At 68.0% G+C, this 17063-nt stretch carries 17 protein-coding genes; 6 read left to right on the top strand and 11 right to left on the bottom strand.

The features are described from left to right. Positions 1–206 precede the first annotated feature (206 nt). Together ACFPJ1_RS25510 and ACFPJ1_RS25505 are read left to right on the top strand one after the other, a co-directional pair. Positions 207–1577: an HD-GYP domain-containing protein gene (locus ACFPJ1_RS25510; RefSeq protein ID WP_380107642.1), complete on the top strand. Its 1371-nt coding sequence runs from the start codon at positions 207–209 to the stop codon at positions 1575–1577. Next, a complete protein-coding gene (locus ACFPJ1_RS25505) occupies positions 1577–2854 on the top strand; it encodes an HD-GYP domain-containing protein (protein ID WP_380107639.1) in 1278 nt (425 codons plus the stop codon). The genes ACFPJ1_RS25510 and ACFPJ1_RS25505 overlap by 1 nt, the downstream gene beginning before the upstream one ends. Here ACFPJ1_RS25505 and ACFPJ1_RS25500 read toward each other — a convergent pair. From ACFPJ1_RS25500 to ACFPJ1_RS25490, 3 genes are all read right to left on the bottom strand, one after another. Further along, positions 2816–3397: a DUF5317 family protein gene (locus ACFPJ1_RS25500; protein WP_380107638.1), complete on the bottom strand. Its 582-nt coding sequence runs from the start codon at positions 3395–3397 to the stop codon at positions 2816–2818. The genes ACFPJ1_RS25505 and ACFPJ1_RS25500 overlap by 39 nt on opposite strands. Before the next feature lie 153 nt (positions 3398–3550). Then, the gene (mctP, locus tag ACFPJ1_RS25495) at positions 3551–5203 is read right to left on the bottom strand and encodes a monocarboxylate uptake permease MctP (RefSeq protein WP_380107636.1); all 1653 of its coding nucleotides are present in this window, start codon (positions 5201–5203) and stop codon (positions 3551–3553) included. After that, positions 5200–5469, bottom strand: coding sequence for a DUF3311 domain-containing protein (locus ACFPJ1_RS25490; RefSeq protein WP_380107635.1), 270 nt, complete (start codon positions 5467–5469; stop codon positions 5200–5202). Before ACFPJ1_RS25490 ends, mctP begins: the two co-directional genes overlap by 4 nt. A gap of 95 nt (positions 5470–5564) precedes the next feature. Here ACFPJ1_RS25490 and ACFPJ1_RS25485 point away from each other — a divergent pair, with 95 nt between their 5' ends. Further along, the gene (locus ACFPJ1_RS25485) at positions 5565–6596 is read left to right on the top strand and encodes an endonuclease/exonuclease/phosphatase family protein (protein WP_380107633.1); all 1032 of its coding nucleotides are present in this window, start codon (positions 5565–5567) and stop codon (positions 6594–6596) included. 9 nt (positions 6597–6605) lie between these two features. On the opposite strand, the gene ACFPJ1_RS25480 is transcribed toward ACFPJ1_RS25485, so the two are convergent. After that, a complete protein-coding gene (locus tag ACFPJ1_RS25480) occupies positions 6606–7511 on the bottom strand; it encodes a DUF2785 domain-containing protein (protein ID WP_380107631.1) in 906 nt (301 codons plus the stop codon). A gap of 139 nt (positions 7512–7650) precedes the next feature. Between ACFPJ1_RS25480 and ACFPJ1_RS25475 the strand changes: the two genes are divergently transcribed. Beyond that, positions 7651–9126, top strand: a complete 1476-nt coding sequence (locus ACFPJ1_RS25475; protein ID WP_380107629.1) for a sensor histidine kinase — start codon at positions 7651–7653, stop codon at positions 9124–9126. Between the two features lie 162 nt (positions 9127–9288). Here ACFPJ1_RS25475 and ACFPJ1_RS25470 read toward each other — a convergent pair whose 3' ends face one another. After that, a complete protein-coding gene (locus ACFPJ1_RS25470) occupies positions 9289–9540 on the bottom strand; it encodes a WhiB family transcriptional regulator (protein ID WP_012922773.1) in 252 nt (83 codons plus the stop codon). 460 nt (positions 9541–10000) lie between these two features. Here ACFPJ1_RS25470 and ACFPJ1_RS25465 point away from each other — a divergent pair, with 460 nt between their 5' ends. Further along, a complete protein-coding gene (locus ACFPJ1_RS25465) occupies positions 10001–10411 on the top strand; it encodes a hypothetical protein (protein WP_380107628.1) in 411 nt (136 codons plus the stop codon). Positions 10412–10442: 31 nt separating this feature from the next. On the opposite strand, the gene ACFPJ1_RS25460 is transcribed toward ACFPJ1_RS25465, so the two are convergent. From ACFPJ1_RS25460 to ACFPJ1_RS25440, 5 genes are all read right to left on the bottom strand, one after another. Further along, positions 10443–11234 (bottom strand): RNA polymerase sigma factor SigF, encoded by a 792-nt coding sequence (locus tag ACFPJ1_RS25460; RefSeq protein ID WP_380107626.1) that lies wholly within the window; start codon positions 11232–11234, stop codon positions 10443–10445. Next, positions 11231–11623, bottom strand: coding sequence for an ATP-binding protein (locus ACFPJ1_RS25455; RefSeq protein ID WP_132290291.1), 393 nt, complete (start codon positions 11621–11623; stop codon positions 11231–11233). Before ACFPJ1_RS25455 ends, ACFPJ1_RS25460 begins: the two co-directional genes overlap by 4 nt. A gap of 151 nt (positions 11624–11774) precedes the next feature. Then, on the bottom strand, positions 11775–12527 hold the full coding sequence (locus tag ACFPJ1_RS25450; RefSeq protein WP_380107623.1) for an amino acid ABC transporter ATP-binding protein: 753 nt from the start codon (positions 12525–12527) through the stop codon (positions 11775–11777). Then, the gene (locus tag ACFPJ1_RS25445) at positions 12527–13348 is read right to left on the bottom strand and encodes an amino acid ABC transporter permease (RefSeq protein ID WP_380107622.1); all 822 of its coding nucleotides are present in this window, start codon (positions 13346–13348) and stop codon (positions 12527–12529) included. The genes ACFPJ1_RS25450 and ACFPJ1_RS25445 overlap by 1 nt, the downstream gene beginning before the upstream one ends. Next, complete coding sequence (locus tag ACFPJ1_RS25440) at positions 13345–14193, bottom strand: ABC transporter substrate-binding protein (protein ID WP_380107619.1); 849 nt, start codon at positions 14191–14193, stop codon at positions 13345–13347. Before ACFPJ1_RS25440 ends, ACFPJ1_RS25445 begins: the two co-directional genes overlap by 4 nt. A gap of 355 nt (positions 14194–14548) precedes the next feature. Between ACFPJ1_RS25440 and ACFPJ1_RS25435 the strand changes: the two genes are divergently transcribed. Next, complete coding sequence (locus ACFPJ1_RS25435) at positions 14549–15748, top strand: NAD(P)-dependent malic enzyme (RefSeq protein WP_380107617.1); 1200 nt, start codon at positions 14549–14551, stop codon at positions 15746–15748. Positions 15749–16191: 443 nt separating this feature from the next. Here the strand turns inward: ACFPJ1_RS25435 and ACFPJ1_RS25430 are convergent. After that, on the bottom strand, positions 16192–17063 hold an 872-nt coding region (locus ACFPJ1_RS25430; protein ID WP_380107615.1), incomplete at its 5' end, for a transposase.

Below are 17063 nucleotides of genomic sequence, written 5' to 3'. Positions count from 1 at the left end.
CCACAACAGGGTGTTGAGCATCGTGCGGCGAGTCACGGTCTGGCTTACAGTGTTTCGGCGCAGTCCTGAAGAGCAAAATTAGTTCTAGTCAGCGATGTGCTGTCTGCCCCCCTGTGCCCGCACCCCGGCGGGACACAAGACCGCGACCGCTGATCGGAGGTGACGTACTATGTTCGGTGACGTCTGGGACTGGTGATCCTTCTGGCATGGAGGGGCATGACATGACGTGGCGCCCACGTGCCAGGGCCCTATGGCTTGTTGTCGCGTTGACAGCAGCCCTTGCCATCGCCACGTTGGTCTTCGCCCTGTTTGAGGTCCAGAACGGTCTCGTGGTGGCGGGACTGTGTCTGGTCGCTCTGATCGCGAGTTCGTTGCGCTCGGTCCACACCCAGCGACAGATCGAACTCGTCTCGGTGGTTCTTGTCGCCGTGTACGTGATCGCGGGTCCGGCGGCAGCCGTCATCGTCGCGGCAGTCGCCTCCCTGATTCAGGCGCCGGCGCCCAAGATCAAACTCATCTTCAACAGCGCCCAGCGCGTGTTGTCCGCTGCCGGTGCCGCGGTGGCCTATGCGGCTCTGGACGGCCCGGTGGGGACAGAGGTCTTCGATCGGGTGCCCGACGCGCTCATCGCGACCACCGCGGCCAGCATCGCGCTGCAGGTGGTCAACGCGCTGCTCGTCTCGATGGTCCTCAGCCTCGAACGCGGGCCAGGCGGTGTGGGGGAGTTCTTCCGGCACGTGGTGCGCACCACCGCGATCCCGGTCCTGGGCTACGGTCTGCTGGGTCTGTCGATGGCCGTGGTGTGGCTCGGCGGCCTGAACATCTTCGCGGGTGTGCTGATCCTCGGCCCGCTGGTGCTCGCGCGGTGGGCTCTTTCGCAGTACGAGGCGGAGAAGACGGCGCAGGCCGCGACCATGCGAGCTTTCATCCAGGTGATCGAGACCAAGGACCTTTACACCCGCGGTCATTCCGAGCGGGTCAGTGAAGGAGTCGGAATGCTGGGCCGGCAGCTCCAGCTGAGCGACGAGCGGCAGAGCGCGCTCGAGCATGCCGGACTGCTGCACGACGTCGGCAAGGTCGGCGTGCCGACCAGCATCATCCGCAAGCCGGGGCGCCTGGACGACGCCGAGATGGACGCGATCCGGCTGCATCCCGCCCGGGGCGTCGAGCTGATCGGCAACATTCCCTTCCTCGAGGAAGTGAAGTCGGCGGTGCTGCACCACCACGAGAAGTACGACGGCACTGGCTATCCGGCCGGTCTGGCGGGCCGGAACATTCCGTACTTCGCCCGCATCATCGGCATTGTCGACGCCTTCGACTGTCTGACCTCGACCCGTTCGTACCGGCCCGCCCGCGGAGTGGAGGAGACTCTGGCGGTCCTGGTCCAGGACCGCCACACCCACTTCGATCCCGAGCTGGTCGACGCGTTCGTGCAGGTGATCCGGGCCAAGGGCTGGAAGGCCGCCGTCGACCAGCCGGCACCGGACGGCAACGTGCAGGCCAGCGTCGATCACGACGACCTGAGCCTCGGCAGCGGTGGCGGCGCCTCTGGTTCAGCGGCGGGTCCGATCGCTTGATGAACGCACAGAGCCAGAGCTACCAGGTCAGGGTCTCGGGTAGCGGTGTTGCCATCGTCCTTGCCGCGGCCACACTCGGCCTGGCCGCACTGATCCTGACGATCGAGCGCGGCCTCACCGGCTGGTCCTTCGCGATCACGTTCGGCGTCCTGATCGCCGTCGGCGAGATGGTCCAGTTCAGGGTGGACCGGAGTCGCAACCGAGCTCCGATCGCCACCAGCGCCGCGCTCGGCTACGCGATGCTGCGGGGGCCCGAGGTCGGCGTACCGCCCGATGTCGCGCAGGTGGTTGCCGTCGTCACCATTGCCACCATCGCCGGCCTCGTTCCTCGCGTGGTGGCGGGACTTCGCTGGGAGGTGGTGATCTCGGCCCGGCGGGTTCTGTCGGTAGCCGCCGCCACAGCTGCCTTCTCCGCGGTGATTCCAACCGACATGCAGTGGAACGGCACCTGGTCCCACGCACTACCGATCACCGCCGCGATGTTCCTGGCTGTGCTCACAGCCGGGATCAGCGATGCGCTGGTCGGCGCGGGGCAGGCAACCGAGGCTTTCAACAGACCATTTCCGGCCGCCCTGCGCGATGAGCTGGTGGTGCTGGCCCGGATCGGGCTGGGCATGGGTATCAGCGGGGTGCTGCTGGCCTCTTGCACCTCTCTGCTTGGCCTGTGGGCGCCGCCGCTGATCATTGTGCCGTTGTTGCTGACGCAGATCGCTTTCCGCCGGTTCGCGTCGGCGCAGCGGACCTACCGGGCCACCGTGCGGTCAATGGCCCGCAGTACGGAGATCGCCGGGTTCAGCAGTCCGGGGCAGAATGCGCGGACGGCCCAGCTGGCCATTGCCATAGGCAACGATCTGGGGTTGACGCCGCCGCGGATGGAGGCGTTGGAGTATGCGGCCTTGTTGTCCGGGGTGGGGCAGTTGGCGCTGGCGGATCCCAGTCCTGGTGGGGCTTCCTTGTTGCGGAACCGGGAGGAGCGGCAGCAGGCGGCCGAGATCGGGGCCTCGATCATCGAGCGGTCCGGAGTGCTGGACCACGTCGCCGAGATCGTCCGGCATTCCAACGATCCCTACCGCCAGGGCCGGGCGAGCGACCGGAGCATCCCGGTCGAGAGTGGGATCGTCAATGTTGCGCTGGCGTATGAGCAGCTTGTTGGTGAAGGTAGCGGGCAGAGCGCGGGGAAGGCGATGGAGAACATCGGGCTGGGGATCGGGGCGGAGTACGACCCGGTGGTGGTCGAGTCACTTCGGCGCGTTGTCGGGCGCGGTTTTCGCTTCTAGGGCGGTCCAGGTGGGTGGTTCTTCCACCGGGACCCGGCCGGTGCCACCCATGCCGGCGTAGAGGAGCAGGCCGGCGCCGGCGGCGATCAGTACGTCGCCCGGGCTGACCGCCTGACCGATTCCCGGCAGTGCAACCGGTACTACGTCTCCGAGCCAGGGAAGCAGGGTCTGTACTCCGGACAGCTCGTGGCGCGGGTCTTCCACGAAGCGGTCGAGGCCGGCGCGTTCGAGAGCCGCTACCGACACGGGCATCGCGCCGTTCAGGGCGACGACCAGAGCGTTGGCCCCGAAGCCCACGGCCAGCAGGGCCACGCCGGGACGAAAGAGGTTGAGCCGGAGGAAGACGCCGATGCAGACGGCTGATCCGATCAGCCCGACGGGGTAGCCGATTCCGCCCGTCACCGAGCCGAGGAGCTGCCCTGTGGCGGCCGCGGCGAGCCAGTGGACTCCGGTGAGGGTGTTGTCGGCCAGGCGGGTGAAGCGGCCACCAGTCAGCAGCGCCGCGACCGCGGCGAGCAGCATGACGAGGAAGACCAGCAACATCTTGGCGATTCTGCCGCGCCGGTCGCCGCATCCCCCGAACCCCGAAACTCCCCAGCGTGTCGATATAACCGCAATCCGTGACGGCGGGTCGACAAAGTGCCGCGGCCCCTCTCCCCGGCGTACCGGAGACAGGGGCCGCGAGAAGCCGTGCGGTCAGGACTTGGCCGGAGCCGCACCACCCTCGTCGAGGAGCTCGGGGAGGTCCTTGACGCCCGGGTCGCCCGCGTCGGCGAGGTAGTCCGTCGAGTGCGTCGCGTCCTCTCCGGAGGGCACCTTGAGGGCCCGCAGGATCAGCGTCAGCACGATCGTCACGATCAGGTTGATCCCGAACGCGGTCAGGCCGATGTAGACCTGGGTCTCGGTGAACGGGATGTTCGCCAGCGAACCACCGAAGTGCTTCTTGGTCGCCGGGTTGATCACGTTGTACGCCGAGATCGTGCCGAACACCATCGCCACCGCCCAGCCGGCCAGCAGCGCCCAGCGGTGGAACCACCGGGTGAACAGGCCGACCACGATCGCCGGGAACGTCTGCAGGATCCAGATGCCGCCCAGCAGTTGCAGGTTGAGCGAGATCGTCTTGTCCATCCCGAGCACGAAGATGAGCGCGCCGAACTTCACCAGCAGCGACGCGAGCTTCGAGACCTTGGCCTCCTGTGCCGGGGTGGCGTCCTTCTTCAGGAAGTCGCGGTAAATGTTGCGGGTGAACAGGTTCGCGGCTGCGATCGACATGATCGCCGCCGGGACCAGCGCGCCCACCGCGATCGCGGCGAAGGCGATGCCCGCGAACCAGGCCGGGAACTCCTGGTCGAACAGGCGCGGGATCGCCAGTTGCGGGTTCGCCAGTCCGTCCAGGCCCTTCACGTTGACGTTCGCCTTGATCGCCATGAAGCCGAGCAGCGCGAGCAAGCCGAGCAGCAACGAGTACGCCGGCAGGATCGCGGCGTTCCGCCGTACGACGTTGCGGTTCTTCGTCGAGAGCACGGCGGTCACGGAGTGCGGGTACATGAACAGCGCCAGCGCGGAACCGAGCGCCAGCGTCCAGTACGCCGAGTAGCCCGCCGCGCCCGGGATGAACGACCCGGTGGGCTTCCCGGTGGCCGGGTTGGTCGTCTCCATCTTGGTCTTCGCGGCGTCGAAGATGCTGTCCCAGCCGCCGAGCTGGCCCGGCAGATAGAGGATCGCTGCCGCAATCACCAGGTAGATCAACCCGTCCTTGACGAAGGCGATCATGGCCGGCGCGCGCAGACCGGACGAGTACGTGTACGCCGCCAGGACGGCGAACGCGATCAGCAGCGGCAGGTCCTTGGCCAGGGTGTTGTCGCCACCGAGGCCCATTGTCTCGAAGACCGCCTGCATGCCGACCAGCTGCAGCGCGATGTACGGCATCGTCGCCAGGATGCCGGTCACCGCGACCGCCAGCGAGAGCCCGCGGCTGCCATAGCGGCCGCCGACGAAGTCCGCCGGGGTCACGTAGCCGTTGCGGTGCGAGACCGACCAGAGCCGGGACATGAAGATGAAGATGACCGGGTAGACCACGATCGTGTACGGCACCGCGAAGAAGCCGCTGATCGCGCCGGTCGCATACATCGCCGCCGGTACGGCGACGAACGTGTACGCCGTGTAGAGGTCGCCACCCAGCAGGAACCAGGTGATGAAGGTGCCGAAGCCCCGGCCACCCAGACCCCACTCGTCGAGGCTGTCGAGCTCACCCGTGCGGCGCCAGCGAGCGGCCATGAAGCCCATCACCGTGACCGCGGCGAAGATGACGATGACGATGATCAGCTGAACCCAGTCGACGTCGTTCACAGGTCACCCTCCTTGTCCGCCGCGCCGTCGAGCCCCTGGGCCGCCCGACGTTTCCGTTCCACGCTCATCACCAGCCGGTACGAGATGCTCACCGTCGCTGCGGAGATGAACACCCAGAGCAGCTGGTACCAGTAGAAGAAGGGAAACCCCCACAATCGGGGTTCGTCCTTGGCGTAGGTGGAGACTAGAAGTGGTACGACGATCGACAACGCCAGCAGAACACCGGCTATCCAGTACGCGGGCTTGACCGCGGACAGCTTGGACACAGCAACCTCCTCGGGACACAGGCGCAACGCCGAACGCTACCGTTCAGCCACGCGCAGCGACTAGACCTCCGGCGACTAGAACTTCAGGGTGGGGCATGGACACAGCAGGAGCATGGCAAGTTCGGCGAGTCGTCCTGTCCGTCCTGTTCCTCCTGGTCGTTGCCCTACCGCTCTATCCCGAGCTCTACGGACTGGACGAGGTCACCCCGTTCACCCAGTTGGTCGCGTTCCGTCCGCAGGCGCTGGTGCTCGTCCTGCTGGTCGGGCTGGGGATGCTGCTGCGCTGGAACTGGCGGATCGCCGCCGTGCTGACCATCCTGCTGGCCGTCACCGGTGGAGTGCTGACGGCGCCGAGGTACCTCTCCGACCCGAATCCGCCACCGCCGGGAACCCGGGAGCTGACGATCATGGTGGCGAACGTGCTCGGCGGGGGAGCGGATGCCGCCGAGGTCGCCAAGATCATCCGGCTCCGGCGGCCCGACCTGGTGTCGTTGCCCGAGGCACAGGCCGACGTACGGCAGGAGATCGAGTCACACCTGCAGGGCCTGAACTTCCGCGGCTACACCCAGCAGGCGAACTCCGCGGTGGAGAGCGCGACCAGCGTCCTGGTGTCGGACTCGCTCGGCGACGTCGAGTTCCGGTCCGAGACGCTCGACCCCAGCAGGGTCAGTGCACAGCAGCCCGGTACGACGGACACCGCGCAGACGACCACCCGGTTCGGCCACGTGATCGTCACCGGCGGCAATCTCGGCAAGCTCCGGCTGATCGCGTACCACGGCTACCCGCCGCTGCCGTCCGAGGTGACCACCTGGAAGCAGGACCTGCTGGTGGTGAACCGCTGGTGTGCCGCGGGTCAGCCGACGATCGTGGCCGGCGACTTCAACGCGACCCCCGACCACGCGGACTTCCGGAGCGCGCTCGGGGCCGACTGCAGGAGCGTCGCGCCATCGGTGGGAGCCGGTCTGCAGGGCACCTGGCCGGCGGATCGCCTTGCGTTGTTCCGGACCCAGATCGACCACGTGCTCGTCACGGACGGGATCATCCCGGGCAAGTTCAAGACGTACGACATCGAGGGCAGCGACCACCGGGCCGCGGTCGCGAGCGTCGCGGTGCCCAAGAGCGACTGACCCACAGCTCTAGGTCTGGTTGGCCGCCGGGCGGTAGATGTACGGCTGGGAGGACCGGACGGCCTCGGTGAGCATCAGCAGCATGTCGGCCCGGGCCTCGATCGGCCGGCCGAACAGTTCGTCGTCGCCGGGGATTGGGAAGCCCTTCACCCCGATCGCGAGCTGGCTCAGCAGCACGTGCAGGACGCCGCGGGCGTTGAAGACCGACGGCGTCGGCCACTCCGGCAGCGTTTCGTGCATCAGCGGCTGCTGCGCCGCGGTCGCCGCGACCGGCTTCAGCCAGCGCTCGAGCTCGTCGCTGGTCAGCATGTTGCGGTGCAGGATCGTCATCACCGCGTGCGCGACCCGGTCGTGCTCCTCGTGCACCCAGCGGTACTGCGTGTCCTTCACGATCCGGTCGGCGAGCACGTCCAGCAGCGCGCGCAGTACGCCGGCGTCGCAGTGCCGGGACCTCGCCAGCGCGCCGATCGCGTCCGCGCCGTGCGCCACGGCATGGGCCCATCCGCAGTCCGCGACGTAGCCGCGCAGGTCGCGTTCGCGCAGCAGCCAGGTGGCCAGCCGGTCACCCCAGCGCATCACCACCTCGTCGTGTACCAGGAACTCGGCGTTGTCGCGATGGATCACCTCCGCGAGCGTGAGCGCGGTGAAGGAGCGGCGGAACACCGTGTCGGTGCCGTCCTCCCCGAGCCCATAGGCGAGTCCCGCGCAGAGACCGTCACCGAAACCGGGCAGCAAGTCGTCGTAGATCCCGCGCTCGAGCCAGGTGGCGAGCGTCGGATAGGCCAGCGCGTCCCGCACCTGCGGGTTCGTACTGGCCAGGCCACGGACGAGCTCCTCGGTGAGGTCGGTCAGCGCACGGTCGCGCGGTACCGCGTAGTCCGCGGCCATCACGTCCTGCCAGTACGTCGACTCCACCGATGCATCCTTTCACTTGGACCTGCTCAATCAACACCCATCCGCGAGATCTGTCGAGCCTGCTCCCCGGCGCGGGCGGCTCTGGGCCTCCGCGGGCGCAAGGGCAGGTCTGCTCGCCCCGTGCCCTAGGCTCGACCCCGTGCCGTCCTTGACCGATGTGGCGCGGAACCACACGACGCTGGACCAGGCGGACCTGGACCGGCTGCAACTGCTGGTGTCCGACTGGCAGATGCTGGCCGACCTGTCCTTCGCCGACCTGGTGCTCTGGTTGCCCGACACCGAGGGACTCGGGTTCTGGGCCGGGGCGCAGATGCGCCCGACCACGGGACCCACGGCGTACCTGGACGACATCGTCGGCAGCTTCATCCCGCGCGACCGCCGGCCGCTGCTGGACCAGGCGTACGACGGGGGCCGGATCTGCCGCGAGGGCGACCCCGAGTGGCGCGACGACGTCCCGGTCCGGGTCGAGACGATCCCGGTACGCCGGGGCACCCGGGTGATCGCCGTGATCGCCAGGAATACCAACCTGCTGGGGGTCCGGACCCCGTCCCGGCTGGAGATCGCCTACCTGCAGAGCGCCACCGACCTGGCCCGGATGATCACCGACGGCATCTTCCCGTACGGCGGGGAACGCCTGCTGTCGACGACTCCCCGGGTGGGGGACGGGTGCATCCGGGTCGATCGGCACGGCATGGTGACGTTCGCCAGCCCGAACGCGTTGTCCGCGTACCGCCGGATGGGGCTCGTCACCGACCTGGTCGGCAGCAAGCTGAAGGAGATCACCGCCGAGCTGATCCACAGCGGCCGCAAGGTGGACGACGTGCTCGCCTCGGTGCTCACCGGCCGGGCCGCCAAGGAGCTCGAGATCGAGAATCCCGAGGCCACCTTGTTCCTGCGGGCGATCCCGCTGCGGGCCGGCGGCGAACACGTGGGCGCGCTGATCCTGCTCCGCGACGTGACGGAGCTGCGGAGCCGGGAGCGGGAACTGGTCACCAAGGAGGCGACCATCCGGGAGATTCATCATCGCGTCAAGAACAACTTGCAGACCGTCGCCGCGTTACTCCGGATGCAGGGCCGGCGGATCACCGTGCCGGAAGCCCAGGCCGCGCTGGCCGAGGCCGTCCGCCGGGTCGGGTCGATCGCCATCGTGCACGAGACCCTGTCCGAGTCCTTCGACGAGCACGTGGACTTCGACGACGTGGCGGACCGGGTGGCGGCGATGGTGGCCGACGTGTCGACGGTGTCCACCCAGGTGGAGATCCGCCGGACCGGCAGCTTCGGCGTACTGGACTCCGAAGTGGCGACCCCGCTCGCGATGGTGCTGACCGAGCTCATGCAGAACTCGGTGGAGCACGCGTTCAGCACCCGGGCGGGCGGAGACGCGTCGGGCAGGATCGAAGTGGCCGCCCAACGCTCGGTCGGTCGGCTGCGGGTGGTGGTCACCGATGACGGCAAGGGGCTTCCGGAGAACTTCGACTCCGAGACGTCCGGCAACCTCGGCCTGTCGATCGTGCGCACCCTGGTGATCGGTGAGCTCGACGGGGTGCTGGAGTTCCACCCACGCCACGACGGGCCCGGAACGACGGTGGTGCTCGACGTTCCGGTGAAGGAGTGAGCCGGGTCGTTATGTCTGAACAGCCGTGGGTCCTTGTCCACAGTTCTTCAGATACAACGCGCTGCCCGGGAGTCGAAGTACAGGTCTAGGTTGTTCGGTCTCATCTCTGGCCTGGCAATCGAAAGGCCCCGCGGATCCCGCGGGGCCTGCGTCGTGGTCTGCTCAGGCGGTGCGGATGCGAGCGCGGGCGTTGCGGCGCTTGAGAGCGCGTCGCTCGTCCTCGCTCAGGCCACCCCAGACACCGTGGTCCTGGCCGGCTTCCAGCGCCCAGGCAAGGCACTGCTCACGCACGTCGCAGCGACGGCACACCTGCTTGGCCTCCTCGATCTGCATGATCGCGGGGCCGGTGTTGCCGATGGGGAAGAACAGTTCCGGGTCCTCATCGAGGCAAACGGCCCGGTGGCGCCAATCCATGGCGGATCCCATCTCTCTCAGTAGTTTGTCTGCGCTGATGGTGGTCTGTGCCCAATCAGCGCGCCTGTACTCGCACGGGGGTGGTGCGAAGCGTTGTGAACGTTTTCACGAACGACACCATGTTCCCAATCTCGGGTTAGCGAAACAAGGGTTCTGGACTTGTCGATCCGATCACAACACTTCCTTAACACTACGAACCGGTGCACAGCGGTTCACCGCGTCCGCAATACGGACGGGCTGACCTTCCAGCAATCACCCGTTCACTGCAGGTAACCGATCGAACAGCCTCGGGGTTACGCAAAACCTCGAATCCCTGTGGGGCTGAAGTTCTCCGACCCTGATGGGTGCCGGGGGCAGAGGTCGTCGTCCCCGCGCGCCCGCCGCCCACTGCCGATGGCCCTCACCACAGGGGAAGAAGGAGCCGACCAGACCTGGACGGGTTGCTACTAGGCTTGCGGTTGTGCCGACCGAATCCACGCCGTCCACCGCTCCGCGCCCGCTCAAGCTAGCCTCGGCTGTGGTCGCTGGGGAAGGGCTCGTGGTCGCCGTTCTCGGAATTGTCGAAGCTATAACGATCAGCAACGACAGGCTCACTCTCGGACTGACCACCGCGGCCTTCCTGCTGCTGTACGGCGGGGCGCTGCTGCTGGTGGCTCGTGGACTGTTCCGGACGTCCACCTGGAGCCGTGGGCCGGCCGTGTTCGCCCAGCTCATCCAACTGCTGATGGCGGTCAGCTTCTGGGGTGGGTCGACCAAGCCCGTTTCCGTGATTCTGGCCATCGCGGCAGTCGCGGTACTGGTCGGGATCTTCCAGAAGGTGTCGATGGAGGCCTTGGCCGACAATCCGACCAAGGACCGTCCAGTCCGCTAGCTCCGGGCCCTGAGGGCCGGTCCAGCCGGTGTCACTCCTTGAGGAGGCCGGTGCGGAGTTCGGTCAGGGTGCGGGCGAGGAGGCGGGAGACGTGCATCTGGGAGATGCCGATCTCCTCCGCGATCTGGGACTGCGTCATGCCACGGAAGAACCGCAGCGTCAGGATCCGCTTCTCCCGGGTGTCCAGCTGGGCAAGCAAGGGTTTGAGCGACTCGCGGTACTCCACGCTCTCCAGCGCCTCGTCCTCGCCGCCGAGGCCGTCCAGCACGGTGGTGGCGTCCGCCTCGTTCTGGTCCGGGGCGTCCAGGGAAAGCGTGTTGTAGGCGTTCGCGGACTCCAGGCCCTCGATCACCAGGTCGGGGGACAGCCCCAGGCGGTCCGACAGCTCGGCGACGGTGGGGGCCCGGCCGCGCTCCTGGGTCAGCTCCGCGGTCGCCGCGGTCAGCGACAGCCGGAGCTCCTGCAGCCGGCGGGGGACCCTGATCGCCCAGCCCTTGTCTCGGAAGTACCGCTTGATCTCACCGAGGATCGTCGGGGTCGCATAGGTGGAGAACTCCACCCCGCGGTCGGAGTCGAACCGGTCGACCGCCTTGATCAGGCCGATCGTGGCGACCTGGACGAGGTCGTCGTACGGCTCGCCGCGGTTGCGGAAGCGGCGGGCCAGGTGCTCCACCAGCGGCATATGCAGCGAGACCAGGCCGTCGCGCGCCAGGATGTGCGCGGGGTCGCCCGGGGTCGCGGACGCCATGGCTTGGAAGAGGGTGGCAGTGCGGGTGCGTAGGTCAGGTTCCTGGGGCTCGGCCAGGGGTCGTTCGTCGGTCACGCCTTCTCCGAGGCGGTGGCGGACGCCGACACGGTGATCGTGAGCCGCCCGTCGACGGTCTCGGCCGCGACGGACTCCACCAGTGCGGTCAGCACGGTCCAGCCGAAGGACGTCGTGTCCGGCTTCCACCCGTTCGGCACGACGGCCGAGGTACGGACGGTCAGCTGCGGCGGATCGATCGCGAAGACCAGTTCGAGCACGCCGTCGGCGGCCTGTGGGAGCAGCAGCGCGCACGCCTCGTCCACCGCGATCCGCAGGTCGTCGATCGCGTCCACGGTGAAGTCGTTGCGGGCCGCCAGATTGCCGACCACCGACCGCGGAACCGCGATGTAGGCGCTGTCCGCGGGAATGCTGAGGTGAACCTCGGCGGGTCGTCCGGTGCTGCTCACAGTGCTGTGCCTCCCTGGCGGGCTGATCTCCTGGGCTGTGGTCGGCCCACCGCCTACATCTTCCACTCTGCGGCCGTTCTATGCACAGTCACGACGGCCGGGGCCGGTCCCGCGCAGCGGAACCGGCCCCGAACCCGAGGAATCGCCCGTCCTACGTCGGTTCGACGTGGGTCGGGTTGAGCACCCGGGCGAGGAAGTTGCGGGTGCGGTTGTGCTGCGGGTTGCCGATCACCTCGGCCGGCGGGCCCTGCTCGACGATCACGCCGGCGTCCATGAAGACGACCCGGTCCGCGACCTCGCGGGCGAAGGCCATCTCGTGGGTGACCACGAGCATCGTCATCCCGTCCAGGGCGAGCTTGCGCATCACCGTCAGGACATCGCCGACGAGTTCGGGGTCGAGCGCCGAGGTCGGCTCGTCGAACAGCATCAGCTGCGGGTCCATCGACAGCGCCCGGGCGATCGCGACCCGCTGCTGTTGTCCGCCGGACAACTGCATCGGGTAGGCGAGCACCTTGTCGTTCAGGCCGACCCGGTCCAGGTTGGCCCGGGCGATCTTCTCGGCCTCGGCCGAGCTGCGCTTCAGCACGGTCGTCTGGGCGACCGTGCAGTTGGCCAGCACGTTGAGGTGTGGGAACAGGTTGAACTGCTGGAACACCATGCCGATCTGGGAGCGGGCGGCGTCCAGGTGACAGTCCCGGTCGGTGATGTCCTCGCCGCGGACGATCACCTGGCCCTCCTCTGGGACCTCCAGCAGATTGACGCAGCGCAGCAGCGTGGACTTGCCCGAGCCGGACGGCCCGATCACGCAGACCACCTCGCCCTGCTCGACGGTGAAGTCGATACCGCGCAGGACGTGGTTGCTGCCGAACGACTTGTGCAGGTTCTTGATCTCCACCAGTGCCATCAGTGCGCCCTCGCAGCCTTCGCCTCGAGCCGGCGGACCACGATGCCCAGCGGCAGAGTGATGATCAGGTAGCAGAAGCCGGCCGTGACCAGCGGGGTCAGGTTGGCGTAGGTGTTCGCCAGATCCCGGCCGAACCCGGTCAGCTCGTACGCCTCGGCGCTGGTGCCGATGATGAACACCAGCGACGAGTCCTTCACCAGCAGGATCAGGTCGTTCGTCAACGGCGGCAGCACGATCCGGAACGCCTGCGGCAGCACGATCTTCCGGGTCGCCAGGCCGAACGGCATGCCGAGCGAGCGGGCCGCCTCGATCTGCCCCTTCGGGACCGCCTGGATGCCGGCCCGGATCACCTCGGCCATGTACGCCGCGGCGACGATGCCCAGCGCGAGCCAGACCACGCCGTACGGGTCGAGGGGGATCGTCAGACCCTCGAACGCCAGCGGCAGCAGGCTGAACGCGATGAACACGATGATGGCCGGCAGGCCCCGGAAGAACTCGATGTAGGCGGTCGCGATCCACCGGTACGGGCCGACGCTGGACAGCCGCATCAGCGCCAGCAGGGTGCCGCCGAACAGGCCGATCACGAAGGCGCCGGCGGTGTACTCCAGCGTCTTCACCAGGGCCTGCAGCAGACCGTCCTCGAAGGCGGCCTTGATGTACTTCGGGTTGAAGAAGACGCTGCCGATCTGGCCCCAGTCGGCCGTGAAGGCCGCCACCAGAGCCAGCACGATCAGGATCGCGTACTGGATCCAGCGGGAGCGCTGGGCCCGCTGCCGCGGGCTCAGCCCCCTCCGCTCAACGGTGTCGGTGGGCGCGCTCACTTCTTCGGCTCAACCCCGAACCACTTCTTGTAGATCTCGTTGTACTTGCCGTCGGACTTGGCCGAGGTGAGCAGCGTGTTGAACTTCTCCACCAGCTTCGGGCCGCTGCCGTCCTTGAGCGCGCCGAAGCCGTACTGCTCGCCGGTGTTGAACTCGGCCGCGACGGCGGTGTCCGGGTTCGCCTTGACGAAGTCGTAGAGCACGCCGTTGTCGTTGATCGCGGCATCGACCCGGCCGGACTTCACGTTGTTCTCCTGCAGCGCCAGGTCGTTGAAGACGATCACCTCGAAGCCGATCTTCTTGGCCTGCTCGTCGGCGAAGTCCTTGCCGGTGGTGTCGGCCTGGACGCCGACCTTCTTGCCCTTCAGGTCCTCGAGCGACTTGTAGGGGGCGTCCTTCTTCACCAGCAGCACCTGGGTGGCGTCCATGTACGGCGCCGTGATGCTGATCGCGGCCTGCCGGGCCGGCGTGATCGTCATCGCGCCCATGCCCATGTCGCACTTCTTCGCCTGGAAGGCGGCGCCCGAGGTGACCTGGGCCCACTCGATGTTGACGACCTCCTGCTCCAGGCCGAGGTCCTTGGCGAGCAGGTCGAGCAGGTCCACGTCGAAGCCGACGACCTTGGTGCCGTCCTTGTACTGGAACGGCTTGTACGGCAGGTGCGTGCAGACGGTCAGCTTGTCGGACTTGACCAGCGTGATACCCGCTGCCGCGGCCTTGTCCTCGCCACCTCCGCCACTGCTCGATTCATCGCTGCCACAGGCGGACAGGACGAGAGCGAACACTGCGACCGAAGCAGCGGCGGCCATGACACGACGCTTGCGGAGGGTGGGGACGATGTTCATCGCTAGGACTCCTCGACACTTGTTCTGGAATTCCGGTCCAGACGTTACCGGCCCGGAATGACCGCATCCTGACACAGCAGGCAGGTGCGTGTCGGCTGGTAACGGTCGCCGAGACTCGATCGTCACCGTCCCGCCGCCTCCGCGGGCCTCTTCGAGGCCTTGTGGGGGTGCTCACAGAGCAGACCACTGCCGCCTGTGGTTTACTCGTAGCCACGGGTGACCCCCGAGTGGCAATGGCGGTGCTCGACGCACCCGATCGAACCGCCCCAGCCCCCACTTCCCTGTAACCGCTGCCCACCCTTCGTGGTGGGCCGCTCTGCTTTTGTCTCCGGTCCGCTGTTCCTGAAGGGTCACCATGGTTGCCGAAGCCTTCCCGTCCGAAGCCGTCTCCGACCCGTACGCCGGTGATCCGGTGTTCGACCTGCACGTCGGTGGCAAGATCGAGGTCACCTCGGCCGTGCACGTCACCAACGCCGCCGAGTTGTCGATGGCCTACACCCCCGGCGTCGCCCGGGTCTGTACCGCGATCGCCGAGGACCCGTCGCTGGTCCGCAAGTACACCTGGAAGTCCAACGTGGTCGCCGTCGTCACCGACGGCACCGCGGTCCTCGGGCTGGGCAACATCGGGCCGGCCGCGTCGTTGCCGGTGATGGAGGGCAAGGCCCTTCTCTTCAAGGAGTTCGGCGGCGTCGACTCGGTGCCGATCGCGCTGGACTGCACCGACGTGGACGAGTTCGTCGAGACCGTCGTCCGCCTCGCCCCGACCTTCGGCGGCATCAACCTGGAGGACATCTCGGCGCCGCGCTGCTTCGAGATCGAGCGCAAGCTGAAGGAACGCCTCGACATCCCGGTCTTCCACGACGATCAGCACGGTACGGCGGTCGTCGTACTGGCCGCTCTGCGCAACGCCCTCCGCCTCACCGGTAAGAACATCGAGGACATCCGGGTGGTCATCTCCGGCGCGGGTGCCGCCGGGGTAGCGTGTGCGCGGATCCTCCTGCGGGCAGGCGTCGGCGACCTCGCCGTTGTCGACAGCAAGGGTGTTCTGCACGAGGACCGGGCCGACCTGAACCCGGTGAAGCTGTCGCTGGCCAAGGACACCAACACCGGCGGTCTCTCCGGCCGGCTGGTGGACGCGCTCGACGGCGCCGACGTGTTCCTCGGCGTCTCCGGCGGCACGGTGCCCGAGGAGGCCGTCGCGCGGATGGCGCCCGGGGCGATGATCTTCGCGCTGGCGAACCCGAACCCGGAGGTCCACCCGGACATCGCCCACCGGCACGCCGCGGTGGTCGCCACCGGCCGCTCCGACTTCCCGAACCAGATCAACAACGTGCTCGCGTTCCCGGGCATCTTCCGCGGCGCCTTCGACGTGAACGCCTCCCGCATCACCGAAGGAATGAAGCTCGCCGCCGCCGAAGCCCTCGCCGCCCTCATCTCCGACGAAGACCTCCGCCCGGACTACGTCATCCCCTCGCCGTTCGACCCCCGAGTAGCCCCGGCCGTAGCCACCGCCGTCGCCAACGCCGCCCGCCAGGACGGCGTAGCCCGCGCCTAACCCCGCAAGCGGCCAGTACGCCGGTGCGCCGCGTCCCCTGCGCCCGACGTACCGGCGTACTGGTCTCCGCCTTCGGCCAACCCCGCCCCCGAATCTGCCGCCCCTGACGGCTTGTTCGCCGACTGGCGGCTTCGAAGGCGCCAGCCGCCGAACAACCGGCTACCGAGAGCCCGCCGCCCGGCCCGGATCCGCCGGCGGCGCCGGTGCCGTGCAATTGTGGGGACCGCGGACACCTTCTCGGGGGTGTGGCAGCCGGATGGTGGTGCGGTTGTGGGGACCTTGGACACCGTATAGGGACCTGGGACAGGTCATTTCTGTCCGAGAGCCTGTTGCTCTTTGGTTGGCTGGGGTGGGGTGCGGTCAGCTCGAGGTTCAGGTGTTGGGGGGGTGGCTGGGTGATCTGGGGCGGGGGGGTTGGCCGGGGCGGCTGGCTCGGTGGCTGGTTATCCGGTTTGGAGTTGGGCGGTGGTGATGCCTTTGGTGTGGAGTTTGAGCAGGTTGGTGACCGCGCAGGCCAGTGAGAGTTCGGCTTGGGCGGCGGCGAGTCCGCGGCGGGCGAAGCGGCGTAGTCCGCGGCGGTCTTTGAGCCAGGCGTTGGGTGGTTCGACGATCGGGGAGCGCCGCTGGTAGAGGGCGTGGCCTTCGGGGGTTCGCAGCCGGTGGTTCATCGTCTCGCGTGGTGTGGCGTCGGTGGCCGGGTCGCCGGTGGCGGGGTCGGTGCTGGCGCGCTGGTCGATGGTGTGGGCCTTGGCGTCGGCGATGAGCCGGTCCGGGCCGTCGGCGGTGAGGTTGGCGTCGGAGTCGTAGCCGGCGTCACCGATCATCACACCGATGGTGAGGTCGTCGCGGCCGCAGCGGTCGGCCAGCCGGCCCGTGGTGATGGTGAGGTCTTGCACGGTCGGCTCGAACTGGGCCATGTCGTTGGTGTCTTGGGTTGCGCGGGCGGAGACGAAGAACTCATCGTCGCTGACCGCGGTCTGGCAGTTGTAGCCCTGGATCCAGCCGTTGCGGGTCTTGAGCAGCCGCGACTCCGGATCGGTCACATTCGCCCTGACCCGCTCGGCCGGCTGGTCCGGCGTGGCGCCCTGCTCGCTCGTCGCCTCGCCGTCATCGCCGTCATTGCCGTCATTGCCGTCATCGCCGACGGTCTCAGCGGCCTGGTCCTCGGTGGCGTGGTTGTCGACGGTGTGAGCGAGGGCGGCCTCGTAGGCGACGCGGGCGCGGTGCACCAACTCCTGGTCCTCGATCGGCACCGGTTCCCGTCCCCTGCCCGACGTGCGGGGCTTGGCGCGGATCCGTTCGAGCCTGGCCCGCT

The sequence above is a fragment of the Kribbella qitaiheensis genome, assembly GCF_042657745.1.
Taxonomy (GTDB): domain Bacteria; phylum Actinomycetota; class Actinomycetes; order Propionibacteriales; family Kribbellaceae; genus Kribbella; species Kribbella qitaiheensis.
Note: the sequence above shows the minus strand (reverse complement) of the source record. Positions and strands in the feature narration are given on the sequence as shown.

Coding starts and splice junctions, on each gene's coding strand:
- ACFPJ1_RS25510 (WP_380107642.1), top strand. CDS start 207: ATGGAGGGGCATGACATGACGTGGCGCCCACGTGCCAGGGCCCTATGG.
- ACFPJ1_RS25505 (WP_380107639.1), top strand. CDS start 1,577: ATGAACGCACAGAGCCAGAGCTACCAGGTCAGGGTCTCGGGTAGCGGT.
- ACFPJ1_RS25500 (WP_380107638.1), bottom strand. CDS start 3,397: ATGTTGCTGGTCTTCCTCGTCATGCTGCTCGCCGCGGTCGCGGCGCTG.
- ACFPJ1_RS25485 (WP_380107633.1), top strand. CDS start 5,565: ATGGACACAGCAGGAGCATGGCAAGTTCGGCGAGTCGTCCTGTCCGTC.
- ACFPJ1_RS25470 (WP_012922773.1), bottom strand. CDS start 9,540: ATGGATTGGCGCCACCGGGCCGTTTGCCTCGATGAGGACCCGGAACTG.
- ACFPJ1_RS25450 (WP_380107623.1), bottom strand. CDS start 12,527: ATGGCACTGGTGGAGATCAAGAACCTGCACAAGTCGTTCGGCAGCAAC.
- ACFPJ1_RS25440 (WP_380107619.1), bottom strand. CDS start 14,193: ATGAACATCGTCCCCACCCTCCGCAAGCGTCGTGTCATGGCCGCCGCT.
- ACFPJ1_RS25435 (WP_380107617.1), top strand. CDS start 14,549: ATGGTTGCCGAAGCCTTCCCGTCCGAAGCCGTCTCCGACCCGTACGCC.